The organism is Pseudomonas sp. 8_5_2, from assembly GCF_059295255.1.
Window position 1 is genome coordinate 379,742 of record NZ_CM181238.1, and the last position, 23,846, is coordinate 403,587.

The 23,846-nt window shown below is 64.0% G+C and carries 15 protein-coding genes; 9 read left to right on the forward strand and 6 right to left on the reverse strand.

The genetic code is table 11. The features are described 5' to 3' along the window. The first annotated feature begins 128 nt into the window (after positions 1 to 128). Entirely contained in the window at positions 129 to 1,457 is a 1,329-nt protein-coding gene (gene creD / locus AC5O5R_RS01635; protein WP_172221507.1) for a cell envelope integrity protein CreD, read from the forward strand. A gap of 173 nt (positions 1,458 to 1,630) precedes the next feature. Here the strand turns inward: creD and AC5O5R_RS01640 are convergent, their stop codons facing one another. From AC5O5R_RS01640 to aceE, 5 genes are all read right to left on the reverse strand, one after another. After that, positions 1,631 to 2,254: a glutathione S-transferase gene (locus tag AC5O5R_RS01640; RefSeq protein WP_172221510.1), complete on the reverse strand. Its 624-nt coding sequence runs from the start codon at positions 2,252 to 2,254 to the stop codon at positions 1,631 to 1,633. Between the two features lie 3 nt (positions 2,255 to 2,257). Then, on the reverse strand, positions 2,258 to 2,926 hold the full coding sequence (msrA, locus tag AC5O5R_RS01645; protein WP_172285261.1) for a peptide-methionine (S)-S-oxide reductase MsrA: 669 nt from the start codon (positions 2,924 to 2,926) through the stop codon (positions 2,258 to 2,260). A 155-nt stretch (positions 2,927 to 3,081) separates the two neighbouring features. Then, entirely contained in the window at positions 3,082 to 5,772 is a 2,691-nt protein-coding gene (locus tag AC5O5R_RS01650) for a putative bifunctional diguanylate cyclase/phosphodiesterase (RefSeq protein WP_494514929.1), read from the reverse strand. 314 nt (positions 5,773 to 6,086) lie between these two features. Then, positions 6,087 to 7,724, reverse strand: coding sequence for a dihydrolipoyllysine-residue acetyltransferase (gene aceF / locus AC5O5R_RS01655; protein ID WP_172227485.1), 1,638 nt, complete (start codon positions 7,722 to 7,724; stop codon positions 6,087 to 6,089). A 13-nt stretch (positions 7,725 to 7,737) separates the two neighbouring features. Next, a complete protein-coding gene (gene aceE / locus AC5O5R_RS01660) occupies positions 7,738 to 10,383 on the reverse strand; it encodes a pyruvate dehydrogenase (acetyl-transferring), homodimeric type (RefSeq protein WP_172227487.1) in 2,646 nt (881 codons plus the stop codon). A gap of 383 nt (positions 10,384 to 10,766) precedes the next feature. On the opposite strand from aceE, the gene glnE reads away from it, so the two are divergent. From glnE to AC5O5R_RS01700, 8 genes are all read left to right on the forward strand, one after another. Then, positions 10,767 to 13,700, forward strand: a complete 2,934-nt coding sequence (glnE, locus tag AC5O5R_RS01665; RefSeq protein ID WP_172227489.1) for a bifunctional [glutamate--ammonia ligase]-adenylyl-L-tyrosine phosphorylase/[glutamate--ammonia-ligase] adenylyltransferase — start codon at positions 10,767 to 10,769, stop codon at positions 13,698 to 13,700. Between the two features lie 141 nt (positions 13,701 to 13,841). Beyond that, positions 13,842 to 14,891 (forward strand): lipopolysaccharide heptosyltransferase II, encoded by a 1,050-nt coding sequence (waaF, locus tag AC5O5R_RS01670; protein ID WP_172227491.1) that lies wholly within the window; start codon positions 13,842 to 13,844, stop codon positions 14,889 to 14,891. Beyond that, positions 14,892 to 15,950 carry a lipopolysaccharide heptosyltransferase I gene (gene waaC, locus AC5O5R_RS01675; protein WP_172227493.1) on the forward strand — a complete coding sequence of 353 codons (1,059 nt, stop codon included), beginning with the start codon at positions 14,892 to 14,894 and terminating at the stop codon, positions 15,948 to 15,950. Next, a complete protein-coding gene (locus AC5O5R_RS01680; protein WP_494511978.1) occupies positions 15,950 to 17,074 on the forward strand; it encodes a glycosyltransferase family 4 protein in 1,125 nt (374 codons plus the stop codon). The genes waaC and AC5O5R_RS01680 overlap by 1 nt, the downstream gene beginning before the upstream one ends. Next, entirely contained in the window at positions 17,071 to 17,877 is an 807-nt protein-coding gene (gene rfaP / locus AC5O5R_RS01685) for a lipopolysaccharide core heptose(I) kinase RfaP (protein ID WP_172231222.1), read from the forward strand. Before AC5O5R_RS01680 ends, rfaP begins: the two co-directional genes overlap by 4 nt. After that, positions 17,877 to 18,611: a lipopolysaccharide kinase InaA family protein gene (locus AC5O5R_RS01690; RefSeq protein ID WP_172231219.1), complete on the forward strand. Its 735-nt coding sequence runs from the start codon at positions 17,877 to 17,879 to the stop codon at positions 18,609 to 18,611. The genes rfaP and AC5O5R_RS01690 overlap by 1 nt, the downstream gene beginning before the upstream one ends. Further along, a complete protein-coding gene (locus AC5O5R_RS01695; RefSeq protein WP_172231216.1) occupies positions 18,608 to 19,360 on the forward strand; it encodes a lipopolysaccharide kinase InaA family protein in 753 nt (250 codons plus the stop codon). The genes AC5O5R_RS01690 and AC5O5R_RS01695 overlap by 4 nt, the downstream gene beginning before the upstream one ends. Then, complete coding sequence (locus AC5O5R_RS01700) at positions 19,360 to 20,802, forward strand: lipopolysaccharide kinase InaA family protein (RefSeq protein WP_172231213.1); 1,443 nt, start codon at positions 19,360 to 19,362, stop codon at positions 20,800 to 20,802. Before AC5O5R_RS01695 ends, AC5O5R_RS01700 begins: the two co-directional genes overlap by 1 nt. Here the strand turns inward: AC5O5R_RS01700 and AC5O5R_RS01705 are convergent. Further along, on the reverse strand, positions 20,763 to 23,792 hold the full coding sequence (locus AC5O5R_RS01705) for a dermonecrotic toxin domain-containing protein (RefSeq protein ID WP_494514930.1): 3,030 nt from the start codon (positions 23,790 to 23,792) through the stop codon (positions 20,763 to 20,765). The genes AC5O5R_RS01700 and AC5O5R_RS01705 overlap by 40 nt on opposite strands. Positions 23,793 to 23,846 lie beyond the last annotated feature (54 nt).

Here is a 23,846-nt window from a genome sequence, read left to right on the forward strand (position 1 = left end):
CAGATGCGATCCGTGTGGGAGCTGGCTTGCCGGCGATGAGACCCTCGAATTACACACAATCTCCACACAGTCTCCCCAAGGCCTCCATGCAAGGCGCAGACACTGCGCCCACTGCCACAGGAGGCCCCATGAACAAGACCCTCGGTTTCAAACTCGGCATGATCGCCGTGCTGATAATGCTGCTGCTCATCCCGCTGTCGCTGATCAACGGCCTGATCGACGAGCGCCAGATGCTGCGTGACAACGTGCTGCGCGACATTGCCCAGAGCGCCAGCTTCGACCAGCAGCTCAGCGGCCCGCTGCTGGTGGTGCCATACCGCAAATACCAGCGCCGCTGGATTGAAAAGGACGGCGAGCGCACCCAGGAAACCAGCACCGTCGCCGGCCACCTGTACTTCCTGCCGGAAACCTTCGATGCCGACCTGGGCGTGGATACCGAACTGCGCGCCCGCGGCATTTACCAGGCCCGCCTGTTTCACGCCAAGGGGCGCATAAGTGGTCGCTTCAAGCTCCCGGAGCGCTGGGGTATCGATAAGGATTTCGACGATTACCGCTTCGACAAGCCGTTCCTGGTGGTGGGCATCAGCGATATCCGCGGCATCGAGAATGGCCTGGAGCTGAGCATCGATACGCAGAAAGTACCGTTCGAAGCGGGTACCGGACTCGACTGGATGCGCGGTGGTGTACACGCCAGCCTGCCAGGGCTGGACGGGCAACAGGCGCGCGAATTCAGCTACGGTTTCGACCTTGCGCTGCAAGGTACCGGCCAGTTGCATGTGCTGCCGGTGGGCCGTACCAGCAGCGTGGACATGCGCGCCAACTGGCCACACCCGAGCTTCGTCGGCAACTACCTGCCCAGCCGCCGCGATATCGATGCGCAGGGCTTCAGCGCCCACTGGCAGACCTCGTTCTTCGCCACCAACCTGGAGGACGCCCTGCGCCAGTGCGCCACTGCCGGGCAGTGTGCGGAGTTCAGCGAGCGCAGCTTTGGGGTTAGCTTCGTCGACCCGGTGGACCAGTACCTGAAGAGCGAGCGGGCGATCAAGTACGCCTTGCTGTTCATCGCCCTGACCTTTGCCGGCTTCTTCCTGTTCGAGGTGCTGAAAAACCTCAGCGTGCACCCGGTGCAGTACGTCCTGGTGGGAGTGGCGCTGGCGTTCTTCTACCTGCTGCTGCTGTCGTTGTCCGAGCACATCGGCTTCGGGCTGGCGTATGGGTTGTCGGCTGCGGCGTGTGTGCTGCTGATCGGCTTCTACCTGAGCCACGTGTTGCATAGCCTGGGGCGCGGGGTCGGCTTCGCGGTGGGGTTGGCGGCGTTGTATGCGCTGCTCTACGGGCTGCTGAGTGCAGAGGACTATGCGCTACTGATGGGCTCGCTGCTGTGCTTTGGCTTGCTTGGGGTGTTCATGGTGCTGACCCGCCGGCTGGACTGGGCGCGGGTGGGGAGGGCGGCATGAGGGAGGACAGAGAGATCGGGCGCTGGCTGGCCTGGAGGATCGGGCAGCTGTTTCCTGTGATACCGAGGTGAGGTGGGGCTGCTTTGCAGCCCAATCGCCGGCAAGCCAGCTCCCACAGGTAAAGCACAAGACTCAAGAACTGTGGGGGCTGGCTTGCCGGCGATAGCGGCCTGTCAGCCGGTCGGTGCTGTTGCAACCATCGACGGCCGCTTGGCCACCTCGGCATACCAGGCAGCCAGCCCAGGCTGGCGCTCACGCCAGCCGAACTCCGGTTGGCGCAAATCCAGATACCCCAACGCACAAGCCACGCCAATCGCCGCCAGGTCGAAGCCGGACATCAGCTCGGGCAAATGCTCCTGCTCCAGGTTGGCCAGGCTCCGAGCAATCTTGTCGCCCTGCGCCTGTAGCCAGCCGTCCCAGCGCTTGTCCTCAGGCCGCAGGAAGCTCTCATACCGGCTCGACACAGCCGCATCCATGATCGCATCGGCTTGCGACACCAGCGTCATGCGCCGCCAGCGCGCGGACCCTTCACGCGGGAGCAATGGCAGGCCGACGTGCTGCAGATCGAGATACTCGCAGATCACCCGGCTGTCGTGCAGCACGGTGCCGTCGTCCAGGCGTAGCGCCGGGATCTTGCCGATCGGGTTGTCCTGGTTCAGCTGCGGGTTGCCGCTGACCGGGCTGATGTTCACCGGCTGCAACGCCACACGCCCAAGCTGGCCGGTCTCGTGCAACACCACCATGACCTTGCGCACGAACGGCGACAGTGGCGAGTGAAACAGCGTCATCGTGCTCATGCTTCAGTTCCCTTGCAGGCTCGGTGGCAGGCACACGCCGGTGCCGCCGATGCCGCAGTAGCCCTGCGGGTTCTTGGCCAGGTACTGCTGATGGTAGGCCTCGGCGAAAAACACGGTCGGCGCCTGGTCGATTTCGGTGGTGATTTCACCAAAGCCGGCTTTGCTCAGTTCGGCCTGGTAGGCGTCGCGGCTGGCCTTGGCCTGTTCCAGTTGTTCGGGGCTGGTGCAATAGATGGCCGAACGGTACTGGGTGCCGACGTCGTTGCCCTGGCGCATGCCTTGGGTGGGGTTGTGCAATTCCCAGAACATCGCCAGCAATTCGCGGTAGCTGACTTTGTCCTTATCGAAGACCACCAGCACCACTTCGGTGTGGCCGGTCAGGCCCGAGCAGACTTCTTCGTAGGTGGGGTTGGGGGTGATACCGCCGGCGTAGCCGACCACGGTGCTGACCACGCCTTCGCGTTGCCAGAAGCGGCGTTCAGCGCCCCAGAAGCAGCCCAGGCCGAAGATGGCGAAGTCGATGGCACCTTCGAAGAACGGGCCGAGCAGTGGGGTGCCTTTGAACACGTAGTGGAACTCGGGCAGGCTCATTGGCGTTTCGCGGCCAGGCAGGGCCTGTTCCGCAGTAGGCAGGACGTTTTTGTTCACCAGGATTTCCGAACGCAGGACCATGGCCGTTCCTCTGTGGTTATTCAGTTGGATAGGGTTGGGGCCTTCGCGGGTGAACCCGCTCCCACAGGTAATCCACAGATTCTGAAGGTGGTGCAATACCGGTGGGAGCGGGTTTACCCGCGAGAGGGCCCGAATGGTTTCCATATTGCCCGAGGTCAGGCCACCGGTCCACGCGGATAACGCTTCAACCGCTCGGCCAGCTCGCGCCCCGGAATCGGCCGGTCGAACAGGTACCCCTGGCCCACGTCGCAGCGGTGCCGGCGCAAGAATGCCAGCTGCGCCGGCGTCTCGATGCCCTCGGCCACCACCTTCAGCTTCAGGTTGTGCGCCATGGCCACCACGGCCGAGGTGATTTCCATGTCGTCCTGGTTGTCCGGGATTTCGTTGATGAAGCTGCGGTCGATCTTGAGGATGTCGATCGGAAACTTCTTCAGGTAGCTCAGCGACGAATAACCGGTGCCGAAGTCATCCATGGCCAGGGTCAGCCCCAGGGCTTTCAACTCGTCCAGCTGGCGGTGGGTGTCTTCACTGGCTTCCAGCAGCAGGCCTTCGGTCAGCTCCAGCTCCAGCAGGTGCGGGGGCAGGGCTTCTTCCTTGAGGATGGTGCTGATCGACGCCACCAGGTCCGGGTCGGAGAACTGCTTGGGCGACAGGTTGATGGCCACGTGCAGGTTGCCCAGGCCGGCTTTGCGCAGTTGCTGGCTCATGCAGCACGCCTGGCGCACCACCCATTTGCCGATGGGGATGATCAGGCCGGTTTCCTCGGCCACGCTGATGAACTGGTCCGGGCGGATCATGCCGCGCTCGGGGTGGTTCCAGCGCAACAGCGCTTCCAGGCCCAGCAGCCGACCGCTGCGCAGGCAGATCTTGGGCTGGTAGAACACTTCCAGCTCGTTCTGGGTCAGGGCGCGGCGCAGGTTGTTCTCTACGAACAGTTTGTAGCTGGCTTCGGCGTTCAGCACTTCGGTAAACACCTGTACCTGATGCTTGCCGTTGGCCTTGGCCTTGTGCAGCGCCAGGCCGGCGTTTTTCATCAGGCTCGCCGGGTTGACGCCGTGCAGCGGGGCGCAGGCCAGGCCGACCGAGGCGGTCACGTTGATCAGCTGGTTATCGACGAACATCGGCTTGTCGAGGGTACGCAGCAACTGCAGGGCAACGCCTTGGCCGTCTTCCAGGCTGGTGTCATCGAGCAGCACGGCGAACTCGTTGCTGGCAAAGCGCGCCAGGATGCCCCCGGCGTGCAGGCTGTTGCGCAGGCGCCGGGCCAGGCTGATCAGCAGCTTGTCGCCGGTCTGGTGGCCGAGGCTGTCGTTGATGCGCTTGAAGTTGTCGATGTCGACCAGCAGCAGGCACATCGACTTTTCGCCATCGTGGGCGAAGCGCTCGTCCAGGCTGCGGATGAACGCAGGGCGGTTGCCCAGGTTGGTCAGGTTGTCGGTGTAGGCCAGGCGCTCGATGCGTTGCTGGGCCAGCTTGGTCTGGGTGACGTCTTCGTAGATGCCGATGTAATGGGTCAGCTCACGGTTGTCGCCATACACCTTGGAAATCGACAACTGGCCCCAGTACGGCTCCAGGTTCTTGCGCCGGCTTTTGAATTCGCCCTGCCAGCTGTTGCCCATGGCCAGGCTCGACGGTGAGTCGAACAGCAGTTCGCTGAGGTTTTCCAGCGCCGGCAGCTCGCCCAGGTGGCGGCCTTGCACTTCATCGGTGCTGTACTGGGTGATGGCGGTGAAGCTTGGGTTGACGTACTCCACCCGGCCGTCGCGGTTCACCAGCAGGAAGGCGCTGGCGCTTTGCTCGACCGCGCGCTGGAACAGATGCAGGGCGCTGGCCGCAGTGCGCCGGTTGTGGTTGGTGATGACCTGGGCGAACTGGTCGGCCAGCTCGCCGGCGAAGGCGATTTCATCCGACTGCCAGGCCCTTGGCTGGCCGGTCTGTTCCAGGCACAGCACGCCCACGACCTGCCCATCGACGCGGATGCTGGCGTCGAGCATGGCTTTGTTTTCCGGTCGCAGGCTTTTTGCCAGGGCGCGGGTGCGCGGGTCGTGGTTGGCGTTGTGGGCGTCGATCGCGCGGCTGGCGTGCAGCGCATCGAGGTAGTCCGGGAAACGGCTGGCATCGATGGCTTCGGGCTGACGGTGCTCCTGGGCGTCGCGGTACCAGGCGGTGATCGGCTCCAGGCGCTGCTCATCCAGGTGCCAGATGCTGGCGCTGTCGACCTTGTAGATCTCGCAGGCGCTGCGGGTGATCAGCTGGGCGGCCTCCAGCAGCGAGTTCTCGGCGCTGTAGCGCTGGCGGGCCAGGCGCAGGATAAGGTCTTGCTGGCCGTGTACACGTTCCAGGTGTTCAAGTTGCTCTTGCTGGGCGCGTTGGTTCAGTTGCAGGCCCAGTTGCAGGCGGTTGTTGCGCGATTCCAGCTCACTGGCTTCGCTTTCGCCTGCGTCTTCAAGCGGTTCGTCCAGCACACTCAGGTAGCCACGCAGCAGCTGGCGGTTGTGCTGTTTGTAGGCCTCACCGGCTTCCAGCAGGCGCAGCGACGCGGTTGGGGTGTGCAGGGTGTAGCGCACCCGGTAATAGCTGCGCTTGGCCAGTTGCAGCTGGATCTCGTCGTGCAGCCGGTAGCGTGCCTCGGGCTCCATCAGGCTGGCGTAGGGCGCGTCGACCAAGGCGCACAGGTCGCCGGCCAGCAGGCCGAACTGGCGCTCGCAGGCAGCGTCCAGGTAGAGCATGGCCCAGGTGGCTTCGTTGAGCCTTTCGAAACGCAGCATGCCGAGCCGCGAGGGCACGGGTAGCTGCGTGACGACCTCGGCCGCCACACGGCTGGCGGCATCGGGTTGGCTTTTCATCGAAGACTCGCTTGAAGAGGGGGCGCGGCCTTGGGGCGGCGGCGGTTCTGGCAAGGTTGCATCATGTCCCGAGGGCTGGCAAGCGGCCATGTGGGATGCTGTGGACGGGTTATCGGCTGTTTGGCCGGAAATGTTAGTTCGCCTTGAGAATTTTGGCGTCTGGGAGATCGAGCGCCGCCCGCGCGGCGCTGGGTTTCCCAGGCGCTGAAACTCTACCGGCGGACAAAAAAAGCCCCGCCAGTTGGCGGGGTTGAGGTACGAGCGTGGCAGCTCGAAAAGGGTACTGCCCCTGCACGCAGGGGCAGTGTGCAGCTTTACAGCAGCATGGTGCGGATATCGCCCAGCACGTCGCCCAGGCGCTTGGTGAAGCGCGCAGCGGCAGCGCCGTTGATCACACGGTGATCGTACGACAACGACAGCGGCAGCATCAGCTTAGGCTGGAAGGCCTTGCCATCCCAGACCGGCTGCATGGTCGCCTTGGAGACGCCCAGGATAGCCACTTCCGGCGCGTTGACGATCGGCGTGAAGCCGGTGCCGCCAATGTGGCCGAGGCTGGAAATGGTGAAGCAAGCGCCTTGCATCTCGTCAGCCGACAGCTTCTTGGTGCGGGCTTTTTCGGCCAGCGCAGCAGCTTCGGCAGCCAGTTGCAGCAGGCTCTTCTGGTCGACGTTCTTGATCACAGGGACCAGCAGGCCGTCCGGGGTGTCCACGGCGAAGCCGACGTTGACGTACTTCTTGCGGATGATGGCCTTGCCGCTTGGTGCCAGCGAGCTGTTGAAGTCCGGCAGTTCCTTCAGCAGGAACGCGCAAGCCTTCAGCAGCAGCGGCAGCACGGTCAGCTTGACGCCAGCCTTCTCGGCCACGGCCTTCTGCGCAACGCGGAAGGCTTCCAGCTCGGTGATGTCGGCGGAGTCGAACTGGGTGACGTGTGGCACGTTCAGCCAGCTGCGGTGCAGGTTGGCAGCACCGACCTGCATCAGGCGGGTCAGGGCCACTTCTTCCACTTCACCGAACTTGCTGAAGTCCACGGCAGGGATCGGCGGGATGCCAGCACCACCGGTTGCACCGGCGGCGGCCGGCGCTTCCTTGGCCTTCTGCATCATCGCTTTGACGTAGACCTGCACGTCTTCTTTCAGGATGCGGCCGTGCGGGCCGGTGGCGGCAACAGCGCCCAGCTCGACACCGAATTCACGGGCCAGTTGGCGTACCGCCGGGCCTGCGTGAACCTTGGCGTTGTTGCCGGCAGCCGGTGCAGTAGCAACCGGTGCAGCGGCAGCAGCCGGGGCGGCAGCGGCAGGTGCGGCAGCAGGTGCAGCCTCAGCCTTGGCCGGGGCAGCAGCGGCAGGCGCCGGTGCGGCAGCCGGGGCAGCGCCCGCGACTTCCAGCTTGAGGATCAGGTCGCCAGTGCCGACTTCGTCGTCCAGCTTGCAGATCACTTCCTTGACCACGCCAGCGGCAGGCGAAGGGATTTCCATGGAGGCCTTGTCGGACTCCAGGGTAATCAGCGACTGGTCGGCTTCGACGGTGTCGCCGGCCTTGACCAGTACTTCGATGATCTTGGCCTTGCCCGACGAACCGATATCCGGCACGTGGATGTCCTGCACGCTGGCGGCAGCCGGGGCTGCTGCCGGAGCAGGCGCTGGTGCGGCTTCAGCGGCAGGCGCTGCAGCAGCCTGGGCCGGGGCAGCGGCAGGCGCCTCAGGCGCCGCAGCAGCGGCGCCCTCGGCTTCCAGTACCAGCAGCTCGTCGCCTTCTTTCAGGCGGTCGCCCAGCTTGACCTTCAGTTCCTTGATGACACCGGCCTTGGGGGCCGGGATCTCCATGGAGGCCTTGTCGGACTCCAGGGTCAGCAGGCTCTGGTCAGCCTCGATACGGTCACCGACCTTGACGAACAGCTCGATGATTTCACCTTCACCGCTGCCGATGTCAGGTACGCGAATGAGTTCGCTCACTTAAAAATACTCCTCAGCAGTCCAGTGGGTTGCGCTTGTCCGGGTCGATGCCGAACTTGACGATGGCGTCAGCCACAACCTTGGGTTCGATCTCGCCACGGTCAGCCAGGGCTTCCAGGGCAGCCAGCACCACGAAGTGGCGGTCGACTTCGAAGAAGTGACGCAGCTTCTTGCGGCTGTCGCTGCGGCCGTAACCGTCGGTACCCAGGACCTTGAACTCTTTGCTCGGTACCCACTGGCGAATCTGTTCGGCGAACAGCTTCATGTAGTCGGTAGAAGCGATGACCGGGCCTTTGCGACCGTTCAGGCACTGCTCGACGTAAGTCTCCTGTGGCTTCTGGCCAGGCTTCAGGCGGTTTGCGCGTTCCACGGCCAGGCCGTCGCGACGCAGTTCGTTGAAGCTGGTGACGCTCCACACGTCGGCACCGACGTTGAACTCTTCACGCAGGATCTTCGCCGCTTCGCGGACTTCGCGCAGGATGGTGCCGGAGCCCATCAGCTGAACGTGGTGCGCGGCTTCGCGGGTGTCTTCCTCGAGCAGGTACATGCCCTTGATGATGCCTTCCTCGACACCGGCCGGCATGGCTGGCTGCTGGTAGGATTCGTTCATCACGGTGATGTAGTAGAAGATGTCCTGTTGCTCTTCGGTCATCTTCTTCATGCCGTCCTGGATGATCACCGCCAGCTCGTAGCCGTAGGTCGGATCGTAGGTGCGGCAGTTCGGGATGGTGCCCGCCATCATGTGGCTGTGACCGTCTTCGTGCTGCAGGCCTTCACCGTTCAGGGTGGTGCGCCCGGCAGTACCGCCGATCAGGAAGCCACGGGTGCGGCTGTCGCCAGCGGCCCAGGCCAGGTCGCCGATACGCTGGAAACCGAACATCGAGTAGAAGATGTAGAACGGCAGCATCGGCTGGTTGTGGCAGCTGTACGAGGTACCGGCAGCGATGAACGACGACATGGCGCCGGCTTCGTTGATGCCTTCCTCGAGGATCTGGCCCTTCTTGTCTTCGCGGTAGAACATCACCTGGTCTTTATCGACTGGCTCGTAGAGCTGGCCGACCGACGAGTAGATGCCCAGCTGGCGGAACATGCCTTCCATACCGAAGGTACGGGCTTCGTCCGGGATGATCGGGACGATGCGCTGGCCGATGTCCTTGTCCTTGACCAGCTGCGCCAGAATACGCACGAAGGCCATGGTGGTGGAGATTTCGCGGTCGCCCGAGCCGTCCAGGATCGCTTTCAGCGTTTCCAGTGGCGGGGTCGGCACGCTGAAGCTCTTGGCGCGGCGCTGTGGCACGAAGCCGCCCAGGGCTGCACGGCGCTCGGCCAGGTATTTGGCTTCGGCAGAACCTTCTTCCGGCTTGAAGAACGGCAGGTTCTCCAGGTCGGCATCCTTGACCGGGATGTCGAAGCGATCACGGAAGTGACGCAGGCTGTCGACGTCGACCTTCTTGGTGTTGTGCGCGGTGTTCTTGGCTTCGCCAGCACCGGTGCCGTAACCCTTGATGGTCTTGGCCAGGATGACGGTCGGCTGCTCTTTATGGTTCACAGCCTGGTGGTACGCCGCGTAGACCTTGTACGGGTCGTGGCCGCCACGGTTGAGCTTCCAGATCTCGTCGTCGGACAGGTCTTCGACCATGGCCTTGAGCTCTGGGGTGTTGAAGAAGTTTTCACGAACGTACGCGCCGTCTTTGGCTTTGTAGTTCTGGTACTCGCCGTCGATGACTTCGTCCATGCGGCGCTGCAGGGCACCGTTGGTGTCCTTGGCCAGCAGTGGGTCCCAGAAGCGGCCCCAGACGACTTTGTTGACGTTCCAGCCACCGCCACGGAACACGCCTTCGAGTTCCTGGATGATCTTGCCGTTGCCGCGAACCGGGCCGTCGAGGCGCTGCAGGTTGCAGTTGATGACGAAGATCAGGTTGTCCAGCTTCTCGCGGCCGGCCAGGGCGATTGCGCCCAGGGATTCCGGCTCGTCGCACTCGCCGTCGCCCATGAAGCACCAGACCTTCTGCTTGCCGGCCGGGATGAAGCCACGGGCTTCCAGGTACTTCATGAAGCGCGCCTGGTAGATGGCCTGGATCGGGCCCAGACCCATCGATACGGTCGGGAACTGCCAGAAGTCAGGCATCAGCCATGGGTGTGGGTACGAAGACAGGCCTTTGCCGTCCACTTCCTGACGGAAGTTGTTCATCTGCTCTTCGTTGATGCGGCCTTCCATGAAGGCACGGGCGTAGACGCCTGGCGAAGCGTGGCCCTGGAAGAACACCAGGTCGCCGCCGTGTTCATCGGTCGGGGCCTGGAAGAAGTAGTTGAAGCCGATGTCGTACAGGGTGGCGCTGGAGGCGAAGCTGGAGATGTGTCCGCCCAGGTCCGAGTCTTTCAGGTTGGTGCGCATGACCATGGCCAGGGCGTTCCAACGCACCATCGAGCGAATGCGGCGTTCCATGAACAGGTCGCCAGGCATGCGTGCTTCGTGGGTGACAGGGATGGTGTTGCGGTATGGCGTGGTGATCGCATACGGCAGCTGGGAGCCACTGCGGGTGGCCAGCTCGCCCATACGGGTCATCAGGTAATGAGCGCGGTCTTCGCCTTCTTTGTCGAGGACCGACTCCAGGGCATCCAGCCATTCCTGGGTTTCGATTGGATCGAGGTCTTGCATGGCTTGCTCCAGGGCGGAAAGGCAACCAGAATCGATTGCCTGAGATTGCGACTGGCCTTATGGGCAGACGTCGTGAATTCTTGGATTACCGGGGTGTCATCCGGCGCCGTGTAGTTTTACTACATTTGCTTCCGCATTTCATGCTTTTACACGACATGAGTAGTAGTAAAACTACATTTGTGCGACGTTTGGTCGCACCTTGGCTTGTGAGGAAAAACGTTCATGTTGGTTGGCATTGTGTCGCGAACGGGTGGTTCTTGATGTTTGTTGCCAGATTTTCGTTTTTTTCAGCTATTTCCAACTTTTGTACGACAGTCCAACCGTGGTCCGGCTTTCCCTTGGCCGCTTTTTCCCTTCTATTTCACGCCGATCAAGGATAGACCATGCGCCTACCTTTGCCGCCAGACCTGCCCACCAGCCTGCAGCCGCTGGTCACTCGCAACCAGCAGTTCCTCGGCGATGCCGTGGCTGGCCACCCCGAACTCGACCTGAGCAGTTGGAGCCCGGCCCATCGGCAACAGTTCGATCAGGTTGCCGCCGCCAGCGACTTCGTCCTCGGCCTGGTCCAGCGCGAGCCCGCCATGCTCTGCGCGTTGTTGGCCAGCGGCGAGCTGGAGCGGCGTTACGCAGCGGGTGAACTGCGCGGCCATATTGCCGCGACCGCCCGCGCGGCGCAGAGCGAGGACGAGCTGGCGCGCAATCTGCGCCGCGAGCGCAACCGCCAGCAGCTGCGCATCATCTGGCGCGACATCACCCGCCAGGCCGAGCTGGGCGAAACCTGCCGCGATCTGTCCGACCTGGCCGATGCCGCCATCGACGAAGCCTACCAGTGGCTGTACCCGCGCCATTGCCAGCAGTTCGGCACGCCCATCGGCAACCGCAGCGGCCAGCCACAGCACATGGTGGTGCTGGGCATGGGCAAGCTGGGCGCGGTGGAGCTGAACCTGTCGTCGGACATCGACCTGATCTTCGGCTTCCCTGAGGGCGGCGAAACCGAAGGGGTCAAGCGCTCGCTGGACAACCAGGAGTTCTTCACCCGCCTGGGCCAGCGCCTGATCAAGGCGCTGGACCCGATTACCGTCGACGGCTTCGTGTTCCGCGTCGACATGCGCCTGCGTCCTTACGGCTCTGCGGGCGCGCTGGTGCTCAGCTTCAATGCGCTGGAGCAGTACTACCAGGACCAGGGTCGCGACTGGGAACGCTACGCGATGATCAAGGCACGAGTGGTGGCCGGCGACCAGGCGGCAGGTGCGCAGCTGCAGGAGATGCTGCGCCCGTTCGTGTACCGCCGCTACCTGGACTTTTCTGCGATCGAAGCGCTGCGCACCATGAAGCAGCTGATCCAGCAGGAAGTGCGGCGCAAGGGCATGGCCGACAACATCAAGCTGGGTGCCGGTGGCATTCGCGAGGTGGAGTTCATTGCCCAGGCCTTCCAGCTGATCCACGGCGGGCGCGACCTCAGCCTGCAGCAGCGGCCGTTGCTCAAGGTGCTGGCCACCCTGGAAGGCCAGGGTTACCTGCCCCCAGCCGTGGTCGCCGAGCTGCGCGAAGGCTATGAATTCCTGCGCTACACCGAACACGCCATCCAGGCCATCGCCGACCGCCAGACGCAGATGCTGCCCGACAGCGAGCTCGACCAGGCGCGGGTTGCCTACATCCTCGGCTTTGCCGACTGGCAGGGTTTCCACGACCAGTTGATGTACTGGCGTGGCCGCATCGACTGGCACTTCCGCCAGGTGATCGCCGACCCGGATGATGAAGACGGCGAGGGCGAGCTGGTAGTGGGCGGCGAATGGTCGCCGCTGTGGGAGCAGGCACAGGATGAAGAGGCCGCAGGGCGGCAGCTGCAGGAGGCCGGTTTCAAGGAGCCCGTCGAAGCGCTGCGGCGCCTGGCCGCATTACGCTCCAGCCCGCAATTGCGCTCGATCCAGCGTATCGGCCGTGAACGCCTGGACGCCTTTATCCCGCGTTTGCTGGCCCAGGCCGTCGAGCATGACAACCCCGACCTGGTGCTTGAACGGGTGTTGCCGCTGGTGGAGGCGGTGGCGCGGCGTTCGGCCTACCTGGTACTGCTGACCGAAAACCCTGGAGCCCTGCGCCGCCTGCTGACCCTGTGCGCCGCCAGCCCCTGGATCGCCGAGCAGATGGCCCGCTACCCGCTGCTGCTCGATGAACTGCTCAATGAAGGCCGCCTGTTCAGCCCGCCGCTGGCGCCGGAGCTGGCCAGCGAGCTGCGTGAACGGCTGACGCGAATCCCCGAGGACGACCTGGAACAGCAGATGGAGGCGCTGCGTCACTTCAAGCTGGCCCACAGCCTGCGGGTGGCCGCCTCGGAAATCAGCGGCAACCTGCCCTTGATGAAAGTCAGCGACTACCTGACCTGGCTGGCCGAAGCCATCCTCGACCAGGTGCTGGCCCTGGCCTGGCGCCAGACCGTGGCCCGGCATGGCCAGCCCAAGCGCAGTGACGGCAGCTTGTGCGACCCGGGCTTCATCATCATCGGTTACGGAAAGGTGGGTGGCCTGGAGCTTGGGCACGGCTCGGACCTGGACCTGGTGTTCATCCACGACGGCGACCCGCAGGCGGAAACCGACGGTACCAAGCCCATCGACAGCGCCCAGTTCTTCACCCGCCTGGGCCAACGCATCATCCACCTGCTGACCACCCAGACCAACTCGGGGCAGCTGTATGACGTCGACATGCGTCTGCGCCCCTCGGGTGCCTCGGGCCTGCTGGTGAGCTCGCTGGGCGCGTTCGAGCGCTACCAGCAGAACGAAGCCTGGACCTGGGAACATCAGGCCCTGGTGCGAGCCCGTGTGCTGGTGGGTTGCAAGCAGGTCGGCACGGCGTTCGAAGGTGTGCGTGCCAAGGTGCTGGGCCAGGCCCGTGACCTGGAAAAACTGCGCACCGAAGTGAGCGAAATGCGCGCCAAGATGCGCGGTAACCTCGGCACCAAGGCCACGGCTGCCGGTACTGCGGCCAATGCTTTCGAAGCCGGTGTACCCTTCGATATCAAGCAGGATGCCGGCGGTATCGTCGATATCGAATTTATGGTGCAATACGCCGCTTTGGCCTGGTCCCACGACCACCCGGCCATACTCCGATGGACCGATAACATCCGCATTCTGGAAGAGCTGGAGCAGGCAGGTTTGATGCCGGCCAGTGACGCGGTGCTGTTGCGTGAGGTGTACAAGGCGTTCCGCTCGGCCTCGCACCGCCAGGCCTTGCAGAAGCAGGCCGGGGTGATCGACGCGGCGCAGTTTGCCGACGAACGCCGTGAGGTGCGGCGCATCTGGGGTGAGTTGGGCCTGACTTGAGACTGTCGGGGCGGCAAAGCAGCCCCAAAGGCTCATGGTCCACCACCGGTGTTACACTGTCCGCCACATAGCCTGAATATAAAGAGGGGAGGCCAGGCTGTACCGCAGCCTGTAGCCTCCCCGAGCGTTTCTGGACTAAGCATGAGAATACTGATCATTGGCCCCAGCTGGGTCGGCGACATGGTGATGGCGCAGACCCTGTTCCAGTGCCTGAAACAGCAGCACCCCGACTGCGTGATCGATGTGCTGGCCCCCGAGTGGAGCCGGCCGATCCTCGAACGCATGCCCGAGGTGCGCCAGGCCTTGAGCTTCCCGCTCGGCCACGGCGCGCTGGAGCTGGCCACGCGGCGGCGCATCGGCAAGTCACTGGCCGGCCATTACGACCAGGCCATCTTGCTGCCCAACTCGCTGAAGTCGGCGCTGGTGCCGTTCTTTGCCGGCATCCCCAAACGCACCGGCTGGCGCGGCGAAATGCGCTTCGGCCTGCTCAATGACGTGCGCAAGCTGGACAAGGCCCGCTACCCGCTGATGATCGAGCGCTTCATGGCCCTGGCCTATGCGCCCGGCGCCGAGTTGCCGCAGCCGTACCCGCGCCCCAGCCTGCAGATCGAAGCGCAGAGCCGTGAGGCCGCCCTGGCCAAGTTTGGCCTGGAGCTGGACCGCCCCGTGCTGGCGCTGTGCCCAGGTGCCGAATTCGGCGAGGCCAAGCGCTGGCCGGCCGAGCACTATGCCGCTGTAGCCGATGCAATGATCCGCCAGGGCTGGCAGGTGTGGCTGTTCGGTTCGAAGAACGACCACCCGGTGGGTGAGCAGATCCGCGACCGGCTGATCCCGGGTTTCCGTGAAGAATCATCCAACCTGGCCGGCGAAACCTCGCTGGCCGAGGCCATCGACCTGATGTCCTGCGCGCATGCCGTGGTGTCCAACGACTCCGGCCTGATGCACGTGGCGGCTGCGCTGAACCGCCCGCTGGTGGCGGTGTACGGCTCGACTTCGCCAGGTTTCACACCGCCGCTGGCCGAGCAGGTGGAGGTGGTGCGCACCGGTATCGAGTGCAGCCCGTGCTTCGACCGTACCTGCCGCTTCGGCCACTACAACTGCCTGCGCCTGCTTGAGCCGGGCAAAGTCATTGCCGCCCTGCACAGCCTGAGCGGCCCGGATTTGATCGATACCGTGGCCGAGGTCGACTAAGTGCGGGTACTGATCATCAAGACCTCGTCGCTGGGTGATGTGATCCACACCCTGCCGGCCCTTACCGATGCCGCCCACGCCATCCCGGGCATCCGTTTCGATTGGGTGGTGGAAGAAGGCTTTGCCGAAATCCCCAGCTGGCACCCCGCGGTCGACCAGGTGATCCCGGTGGCGATACGCCGTTGGCGCAAAAACCTCTGGCAAACCATCAAGAGTGGCGAGTGGAAGGCGTTCAAGCAGCGTGTGCGCGAGCGCAAATATGACCTGGTGATCGATGCCCAGGGCCTGGTCAAGTCGGCCTGGCTGACCCGCCTGGTGAAAGCCCCGGTAGCCGGGCTGGACCGCTACTCGGCCCGCGAAGGCTGGGCCAGCCGCTTCTATGACCGGCGCCTGTCGGTTGCCACGGGGCAGCACGCCGTGGAGCGGGTGCGCCAGCTGTTCGCGATGGCCCTGGCCTACGACCTGCCGGAAGGCCTCGGCGACTACGGCCTCGACCTGCAGCGCCTGCAACTGCCGCCGGCCGCCCCGTACGTGGTGTTCCTGCATGGCACCACCTGGGTGACCAAGCACTGGCCCGAAGCCTACTGGCGCGAACTGGCCGAGCGCATGGGCCGGCGCAAGCTGGAAGTGCGCCTGCCCTGGGGCAACCCGGCCGAAAAGGCCCGCGCCGAGCGCATCGCCCAGGGCTTGAACAACTGCCAGGTACTCCCCAAATTGAACCTTGTCGGGGTTGCTCGCGTACTGGCGGCGGCAAAGGCCTGCGTGGCGGTCGATACCGGCCTTGGCCACCTGGCGGCGGCACTCGATGTACCCACCATTTCGCTGTTCGGCCCGACCAACCCGGGCCTGACTGGCGCCTACGGACGGACCCAGATTCACCAGGCCAGTGACTGGCCTTGCGCTCCCTGCCTGCAGAAGAAGTGCACCTACAAACCGAGCGCCGATGACCTGCGCCGGTTCGATCTGAATCGCGAGTGGCCACTGTGCTTCACTCGCCTGAATCCCGAGCATGTGGCGAGCCGCTTGAGCGCGTTGCTGCTGGCTGAGGATGTCCGTTGATGCAACTGGCTTTCGTGCTTTACAAATATTTCCCCTTCGGCGGGCTGCAGCGTGATTTCATGCGCATTGCCCTGGAATGCCAGAAGCGGGGCCACCAGATCCGTGTCTACACGTTGATCTGGGAGGGCGACATTCCGCCGGGCTTCGAAGTGCTGGTGGCGCCGGTGAAGGCGATTTTCAACCACCGCCGCAACGAGAAGCTCAGCGCCTGGATGGCCGCCGACCTGGCCAAGCGCCCGGTCGACCGGCTGATCGGTTTCAACAAGATGCCCGGGCTGGACGTGTACTACGCCGCCGACGGCTGCTTCGAGGACAAGGCGCAAACCTTGCGTGGTGGCCTGTACCGTCGCTGGGGCCGTTACCGGCACTTTGCCGAGTATGAGCGTGCCGTGTTCGCCAAGGACGCGCATACCGAAGTGCTGATGATTTCCGAAGTGCAGCAGCCGCTGTTCATCAAGCACTACGGCACCCCGGTGGAGCGCTTCCACCTGCTGCCGCCAGGCATTTCCCAGGACCGCCGCGCACCGGCCAATGCCGCCGAGATCCGCGCCGGGTTCCGCAAGGAATTCAACCTGGATGACGACGACCTGCTGCTGGTGCAGATTGGCTCGGGCTTCAAGACCAAGGGTGTGGACCGCAGCCTCAAGGCCCTGGCGGCACTGCCGTCGGCCCTGCGCAAGCGCACGAAGTTGATGGTGATCGGCCAGGACGACCCCAAGGTATTCCAGCTGCAGAGCGCCACACTGGGCCTGGGCGACCAGGTGCAGTTCCTCAAGGGTCGCAGCGATATCCCGCGTTTCCTGTTGGGCGCCGACCTGTTGATTCACCCGGCGTACAACGAAAACACCGGCACGGTGCTGCTCGAAGCGCTGGTGGCTGGCCTGCCGGTGCTGGTGTCCAGGGTGTGCGGCTATGCCCATTACATCGCCGAGGCCGACTGCGGCCTGGTGCTGGACGAACCGTTCGAGCAGGAACAGCTCAATAGTTACCTGCAGCGCATGCTCGAAGACCCGCAGGCCCGCGCCGACTGGGCGCGCAATGGCCTGGCCTTCGCCGACACGGCAGACCTGTACAGCATGCCGCAGCATGCCGCCGATGTGATCCTGGGGCAGGAGACCGCATGAAGCTGATACTGGCCGAACCGTTCAAGCGCCTGTGGGCCGGGCGTGATGCCTTCGACGCCGTCGAAGGGCTGCAAGGCGAGGTGTACCGCGAGCTGGAAGGGCGACGCACGCTGCGCACCGAAGTGGCGGGCGAGGGCTTTTTCGTCAAGATTCACCGCGGCATCGGCTGGGGCGAGGTTTTCAAGAACCTGTTCACCGCCAAGCTGCCGGTGCTCGGCGCAGGCCAGGAGTGGCGCGCCATTCAGCGCCTGCATGAGGTTGGTGTGCCGACCATGACCGCCGTCGCCTATGGCGAGCGTGGCAGCAATCCGGCCACCCAGCACTCGTTCATCATCACCGAGGAACTGGCGCCGACCGTCAGCCTGGAAGACTTCAGCCTCGACTGGGTCCGGCAGCCGCCCGAGCCGCGCCTGAAGCGTGCGCTGATCGGCGAAGTGGCAAAGATGACCGGTGGCATGCACCGCGCCGGGGTCAACCACCGCGACTGCTACATCTGTCACTTCCTGCTGCACACCGACCGCCCGGTTACGGCGGACGATTTCAAATTGTCGGTCATCGACCTGCACCGCGCGCAGACCCGGGCAACCATCAGCCGCCGCTGGCGCGACAAGGACCTGGCCGCGCTGTATTTCTCGGCGCTGGACATCGGTCTTACCCGACGCGACAAGCTGCGCTTCCTGCGCGCTTACTTCCAGCGCCCGCTGCGACAGGTGCTGAAGGACGAAGCCGCGCTGCTCGCCTGGCTGGAGCGCAAGGCGCAGAAACTCTACGACCGCAAGCAACGCTACGGGGATGCACTCTGATGGCGGGCTGGACACTGGCGCCGGGTTACCAACACCTGGCGGCGGACTTCGGCAGCCTCGAAGCGGTATTTGCCCTGCAAGGCGAACGCCTGACCCGCGACCCGCTCAGCGAGGTGGTGCGCATCGAGCGTGACGGCGTCAACTACTACGTCAAACGCTACACCGGGGCCGGAAAGCACCTGCGCCGCTACCTTGGCCGGCCACGCATCAAGGCCGAATGGCAGAACCTCAAGCAGTTCGCCAAGTGGGGCATTCCCACCGCCGAAGTAGTCGCCTGGGGCCTGGAGCGCGATGGCCTGGCCTTCGGCCGTGGTGCGATGATCACCCGCGAGTTGCCACGCACCGAAGACCTGTCGGCGCTGGCAGAGCGCAACGATGCACGGCTGGCGGACCGTGCCTGGGTCGCGCATGTCAGCAGCCAGCTGGCGCGCCACACCCGGGTCATGCACCAGCACCATTTCGCCCACAACGACCTGAAATGGCGCAACCTGCTGGTCGATGACCAGGGCACGCTGTTTTTCATCGACTGCCCCACCGGCGACTTCTGGCGCGGCTTCATGTGGCGGCACCGGATGATCAAGGACCTGGCCTGCCTGGACAAAGTGGCCAAATACCACCTCACCGCTACCCAGCGCCTGCGCTTCTACCTGCAATACCGTGGCCGCGACCGCTTGAATGTGCGTGACAAGAAGCGCATTCGCCAGGTATTGGGCTTTTTCGAGGGAAGGGAATGACCGATTACCTGGCCAGCGCGGACGTCGCGCTGCTCAAACGCCATGGCCTGGACGACTTCGAGGCGCTGTGGGCGCTGCAACTGGATGCCGTGGACGAACCCAACACCGGCCGCGGCGGCTGGAGCAGCGTGTACAGGCTGGAACTCGAAGGCAAGGGCTACTACCTCAAGCGCCAGAGCGACTACCTGACCCGTACCCTGCACCGGCCCTTTGGCGAACCCACCTTCGCCCGCGAATTCCGCAATATCAGCCGCTACCAGAAACTGCACATTCCCGCCTTGCAGGCGGTGTTCTATGGCGAACGCAAGCAGGCCGGCAAGCACCGGGCCATCCTGATGACCCGCGCCCTGGACGAATGGGCCGACCTCGACAGCCTGCTGGCCCAATGGCTACAGCTGGGCGGGGCCGAGCGCAACGGCATCCTCCAGGCCTGTGGCCAGCTGGCGCGCACGCTGCACAGCGCCGGCCAGGTGCATGGCTGCTTCTACCCCAAGCACATCTTCCTGCGCCAGCGCCGCGAAGGCTGGGACGCGCAGCTGATCGACCTGGAAAAAACCCGGCCGCTGCTGTTTGGCATGCGCGACCGCCTGAAGGACCTGGAGCCGCTGCTGCGTCGTGCCCGGGCCTGGGGCGAAGCCGATATCCGCACCCTGCTGGCCACCTACCTGGCACAGCCTGCCGATGGCCGGCTGGTCGACACCTGGCTGCAACGCCTGACGCAACGCCGTCGTGAAAAAGAGGCCCGCTGATGCGTTTGTCTGAACTGAAAAGGGCCGGGCGCAGCCCTGCATTGCCCCTGAGTATCACCCTGGCCGATGCCGCCGGCAGCGCCGAGTTGCAACTGCTCAGCCTGCTGCGTGTGTTGCCGGGCCAGCGCTATGTGGGGGCTGGCGTGTGGCGTGGCACCCCGGTGCTGGCCAAGTTGCTGGTGGGCAGCCATGCGGCCCGGCACTTCCAGCGTGAGTTGCAAGGCGTAAAGCTGCTGGCTGAGCAGGGCCTGACCACGCCGAAGCTGCTGGCCGACGGCCTCAAGGAAGGCGAGGGCGGCTGGCTGTTGTTCGAGTTCCTCGACGGCGCCGAAAGCCTGGCTGATGCCTGGGCTGGCGTAGAGCACCTGCCGGTGCTGGCCGACGAACAGCACCTGGTGCTGGGCGAAGCGCTGATTGCAGTGGCGCACATGCACGCCCAGGGCCTGTGGCAAGAAGACCTGCACCTGGACAACCTGCTGCGTCATGGCGGCAAGCTGTACCTGATCGATGGCGCCGGCATCAAGGCCGAAACGCCCGGCCAGCAGTTGTCACGCCCGCGCGTACTGGAAAACCTCGGCGTGTTCTTCGCCCAGTTGCCCAAGCGCCTGGAACCCTTCATCGAAGAGTTGCTGGTGCATTACCTGCTGGCCAACGCCGAACACGCCCTGCCGCTGGAAGCCTTGCAGAAGCAGGTGGACAAGGTGCGCAGCTGGCGGCAGAAGGATTATCTGGAAAAGGCCGGCCGCGAGTGCAGCCTGTTCAGTGTTGAACGCAGCCTGTCGGGCCTGCGGGCGATCCGTCGCACCGAGGTCGACGCCATGCTGCCGGTGCTGGAGCAGGCCGATGCGCTGATCGACAAAGGCCACCTGTTCAAGACCGGTGGTGCCGCCAGTGTTGCGCGCATCGAGGTCGATGGCCGTCAGCTGGTGCTCAAACGCTACAACATCAAGAGCACCGCCCACTGGTTCAAACGCTTCTGGCGCCCGAGCCGGGCCTGGCACTCGTGGATCGAAGGCCATCGCCTGGAGTTTCTCGACATCGCTACCCCGCGCCCGCTGGCGGTACTGGAGCAACGGGTGGTGGGCCTGCGCAGTCGGGCCTACCTGGTTACCGAGTACGTCGATGGCCCGGACCTGACCGCGTGTTTCGCACCCTATGTGGAAAACGGCGACGCGCCCGAAGAGCAGGTCGATGCCCTGGTGCGGGTGATGCAGCAACTGATCCGCGAGCGCATCAGTCATGGCGACTTCAAGGGCCATAACCTGTTCTGGGACAACGGTCGGTGGTCGTTGATCGATCTCGACGCCATGTGCCAGCACGCCACCCAGCTCAGCTTCGCCCCGGCCTATGCCCGTGATCGAGCACGGCTGCTGCGCAACTGGCCGAGCGGCAGCGGGCTGCATCAGCGGCTCGACCGACTGCTGCCCAAGCTGGCCGAATAATCCGCAGGCAGCGTCAGCCAGTCGCTGCTGCGTCCTGGCTGACGCACGCGGATTCGCCATTGCCCTTCCTGCCGGCGCAGCACCGCCCAGATCGGCACGTTGGTTTGCATGTGCTCGGGGATCGCGAGCTGGTAATGTCCGGCCAGGGGGTGGTGCCGCACGTTCACCTGCTGACTGCCCAGTTGCAAAAACGGCACGCCCTGCGTCTCGAACACTTCTGGCTCCGCAGCGATCGCTGAGCCGGTGAGGCGCGTTTCCGGTTGACACGCCCCCAGCAACTGATTCAGGTCGGGCAGGCCGTCGTACCAGAGCAACGGCGAGTCGACGACCCAGGTCTGGTCAAGGCGGCGTTTGATCGGCAGCTTGAGGTAGGCGAGCGGCTGCTTGGGGTCGGTCGCACGCCAGCGGCTGCCATCGAAGCTGACGTTGAAGTAGCGGCCCTGCAAGTCCTTGACGTAGTAAAGGGACAAACCCGAGCTGGCGGAAGCCTGCTCGTACACCGCTTCGCCGTGCGCCCCATCGATTAGATAGCGTATCTTTGCCTCGGCTGGCCTGGCCTGGTAGCGGGACGGCAGCGGTACCGAAGGTGGCCTGGGCATGCCGCGCAACACGCGGCGCATCATGCCGGAGCCCGCGAGCGTGTTCAGCCCTTCGGTGGCATGACTGAGGGCGGCAATGGCGTGATGAAGCGCATCTTCGTGGTCATCCTCGTTGAACGCTTCGAAACCATCCCAGATCGAGATACCCATGCGCCCGAAGGCCAGCGCCATGAGTTGGCGTTGTGGCAGTACCAGGGTAACGATGTCGAGCAACAACCGCAGCACGTTGATCGAAAATGTGCCGAGCAATTCCTCGTTGCTGCGGGTGGCAGCGTCAGCTTGCGCCATCAGGTTATGGACCTCTGCGCGGTAGGCTGCATGATAGAGGTTACCGGTGATGGTCTGCTGTCGTACGTGTGAACCGAGGCGCCCCTTGACCAGGAGCTTCTCGATGTTATCGCGGTTGGCACGGGGAAGGCGCTGGGCGACGTAATTGCGCAGGCGCTGATCGTTGCGTATCGCTCGCATCAGCCCGCGTGCGTTGGCATATTCACGCCAGTAGCGGCGGTCGGGAGCGTCCGGGGCATACACCACGATGCGCTTGGAGTTCAGGGGCGATACCAGCAACAGCACGCCTTGCAACGTCTGCTCCTGGATGAGCAACTGCTGTACGTCCACGCGCTGCTCGTTGTTGAAATAAGGGCGCGCCTGGCTGTCGGGTGCGTTGATCACTGTGCTGGCCCAGCCGTAGCCCTGCTCGAAAGTATCCAAAAGAAAATGCCCGGCGTAGCGCCCTTTGACCGCCTCGGCGTTCATGCGGGTGCGGTTCAGTTCCCCGTGCGCCCACTGCCGCCACTCGCCTTCGGGTGAGTCGAGCAACTGGGTACGTAGATAAGCCTGATAGCCGGTTCCAGCATTCAGCCGCCGCACCATCTGCCTGACCCTGGAGGGTGTAAGGGCAGGCAACGCTTCGCCATCGTGCAGGTGCACCTTTGCCGTGAGCCAGTAGTCGACTTCGAACCAGGCGATGTTCAGCAGCGCCAGTTCGTCGAGCCTGTAGGTGTGCCGAACAAATTTGATGGTGTCGCCCACGATAGGCCTGCTGGCTACCGGGATGTAACCCGTGGCGCCCGCAGTGGGGAGCGGATTGATCAAGGGGCCTGTCTGGCGCGCAACCGTTACGCTGACAAAGATGTCGCGGGGGTGGATATCCAGCCCTGGGTCACGTTGAAGGTATTCCTGCAGCCTCTCGTTTACCCAGTTCAGCAGCGAGTGTTGCTGGTTGAACTGCCCCAGCGTGAGAATCCCGGGTGCCGCCGCTCCCTGGATCGCTGCCACCTGTTGCTGCAGCGCCTGCATGATATGCGTCACGCCTTGTTGCGAGGTGGTACGCAACCAGTTGGGCAGGTGCTTTTCAAGCAGTAGCCCGTAGCGTGTGGCGAGCGGCCCGACGCTGCCGACCTGGGGGCGTATGTCCAGTGCGTCAGCCAATGCCCTGTCGAGTTGCTCGACGTTGCGTTGCAGGCCTTGTTTCCAACTGTGATGCCAGGCATGGGTCAGGCGTGCCAGCTGCGCGTCGCGGATGGCAAATGCCTGAAACTGCACCAACTCCTCGGGGTACCAGTCATAGCGCAGCTGCTCGGCCTGACGAGCGCGTTGCTTTTGCTCGGGGGTAGCCAGCAATGCCAGCAGATGTTCGCTTTGCTGCGGGTCCTCCAGGCGTTCACAAAGCTCTTGATGCAGTTCGGCAAGGCTGTCAAAGGCCTCCACACCGTGCGCCACACTACAGAGAAGGGTACGGCCGACTTTGCCATGCTGGTCCAGCAGCTGGCCTTCTGCGCCGTGCTCAGTGAGTACCATGAGCCCGGGTATGTGGTTGCGCCAGTTGGGTTCGGTGGCAGTCAGCAAGGGGCGATACAGCTGTGGGCGTGAATGCAGCGGCAAATGCCTGCGCTGCCAGGGCAGCGGTAGTTCCAGGCAGGTTCTGAGCAACTGGATATGTTCGCTGGAAAGCGTCTGGTCAGTGCTGCGCAAGCGCATTTCGGCTTCGAACTGGTCACTGCGCAGCGAGGCGAGTCGCACGATACGGGTCAGGCCTGTGGCGTCGCGCGCTTGCCAATCTGCGGCCAGTCGGGCGTGTAGTTCCTGGCGAATGGTGCGGCAGAAGCGGTCGATGCGTGAACTGAAACCAACGGGCAGGCTCAGGGCCTGATGCTCGGCGTGGCTTGGCCGGCTTCCTGCGGGGAGCTTGAAGGTGCCACCATCGAACAGGTGAAAACCTGTCAGCGTCAACAGGTTGTCGGTGTCGAAGTAGAGCGTGCGCGCGGTAATGCCCAGGCCCGGGAACAGCTGCCCCAGGCACTGGTCCAGGCTATTTTCTACGCTGCCTGCTACTGGCAGTAGCGCTGTCAGGCGCTCATCCAGCACTCGAAAGCGTTGTGGTGTGGTCATGGTCCGTGTCCTGCTCTGAAAGCGGACCATGCTGCAGGCTGGCGGCCGGGGCGA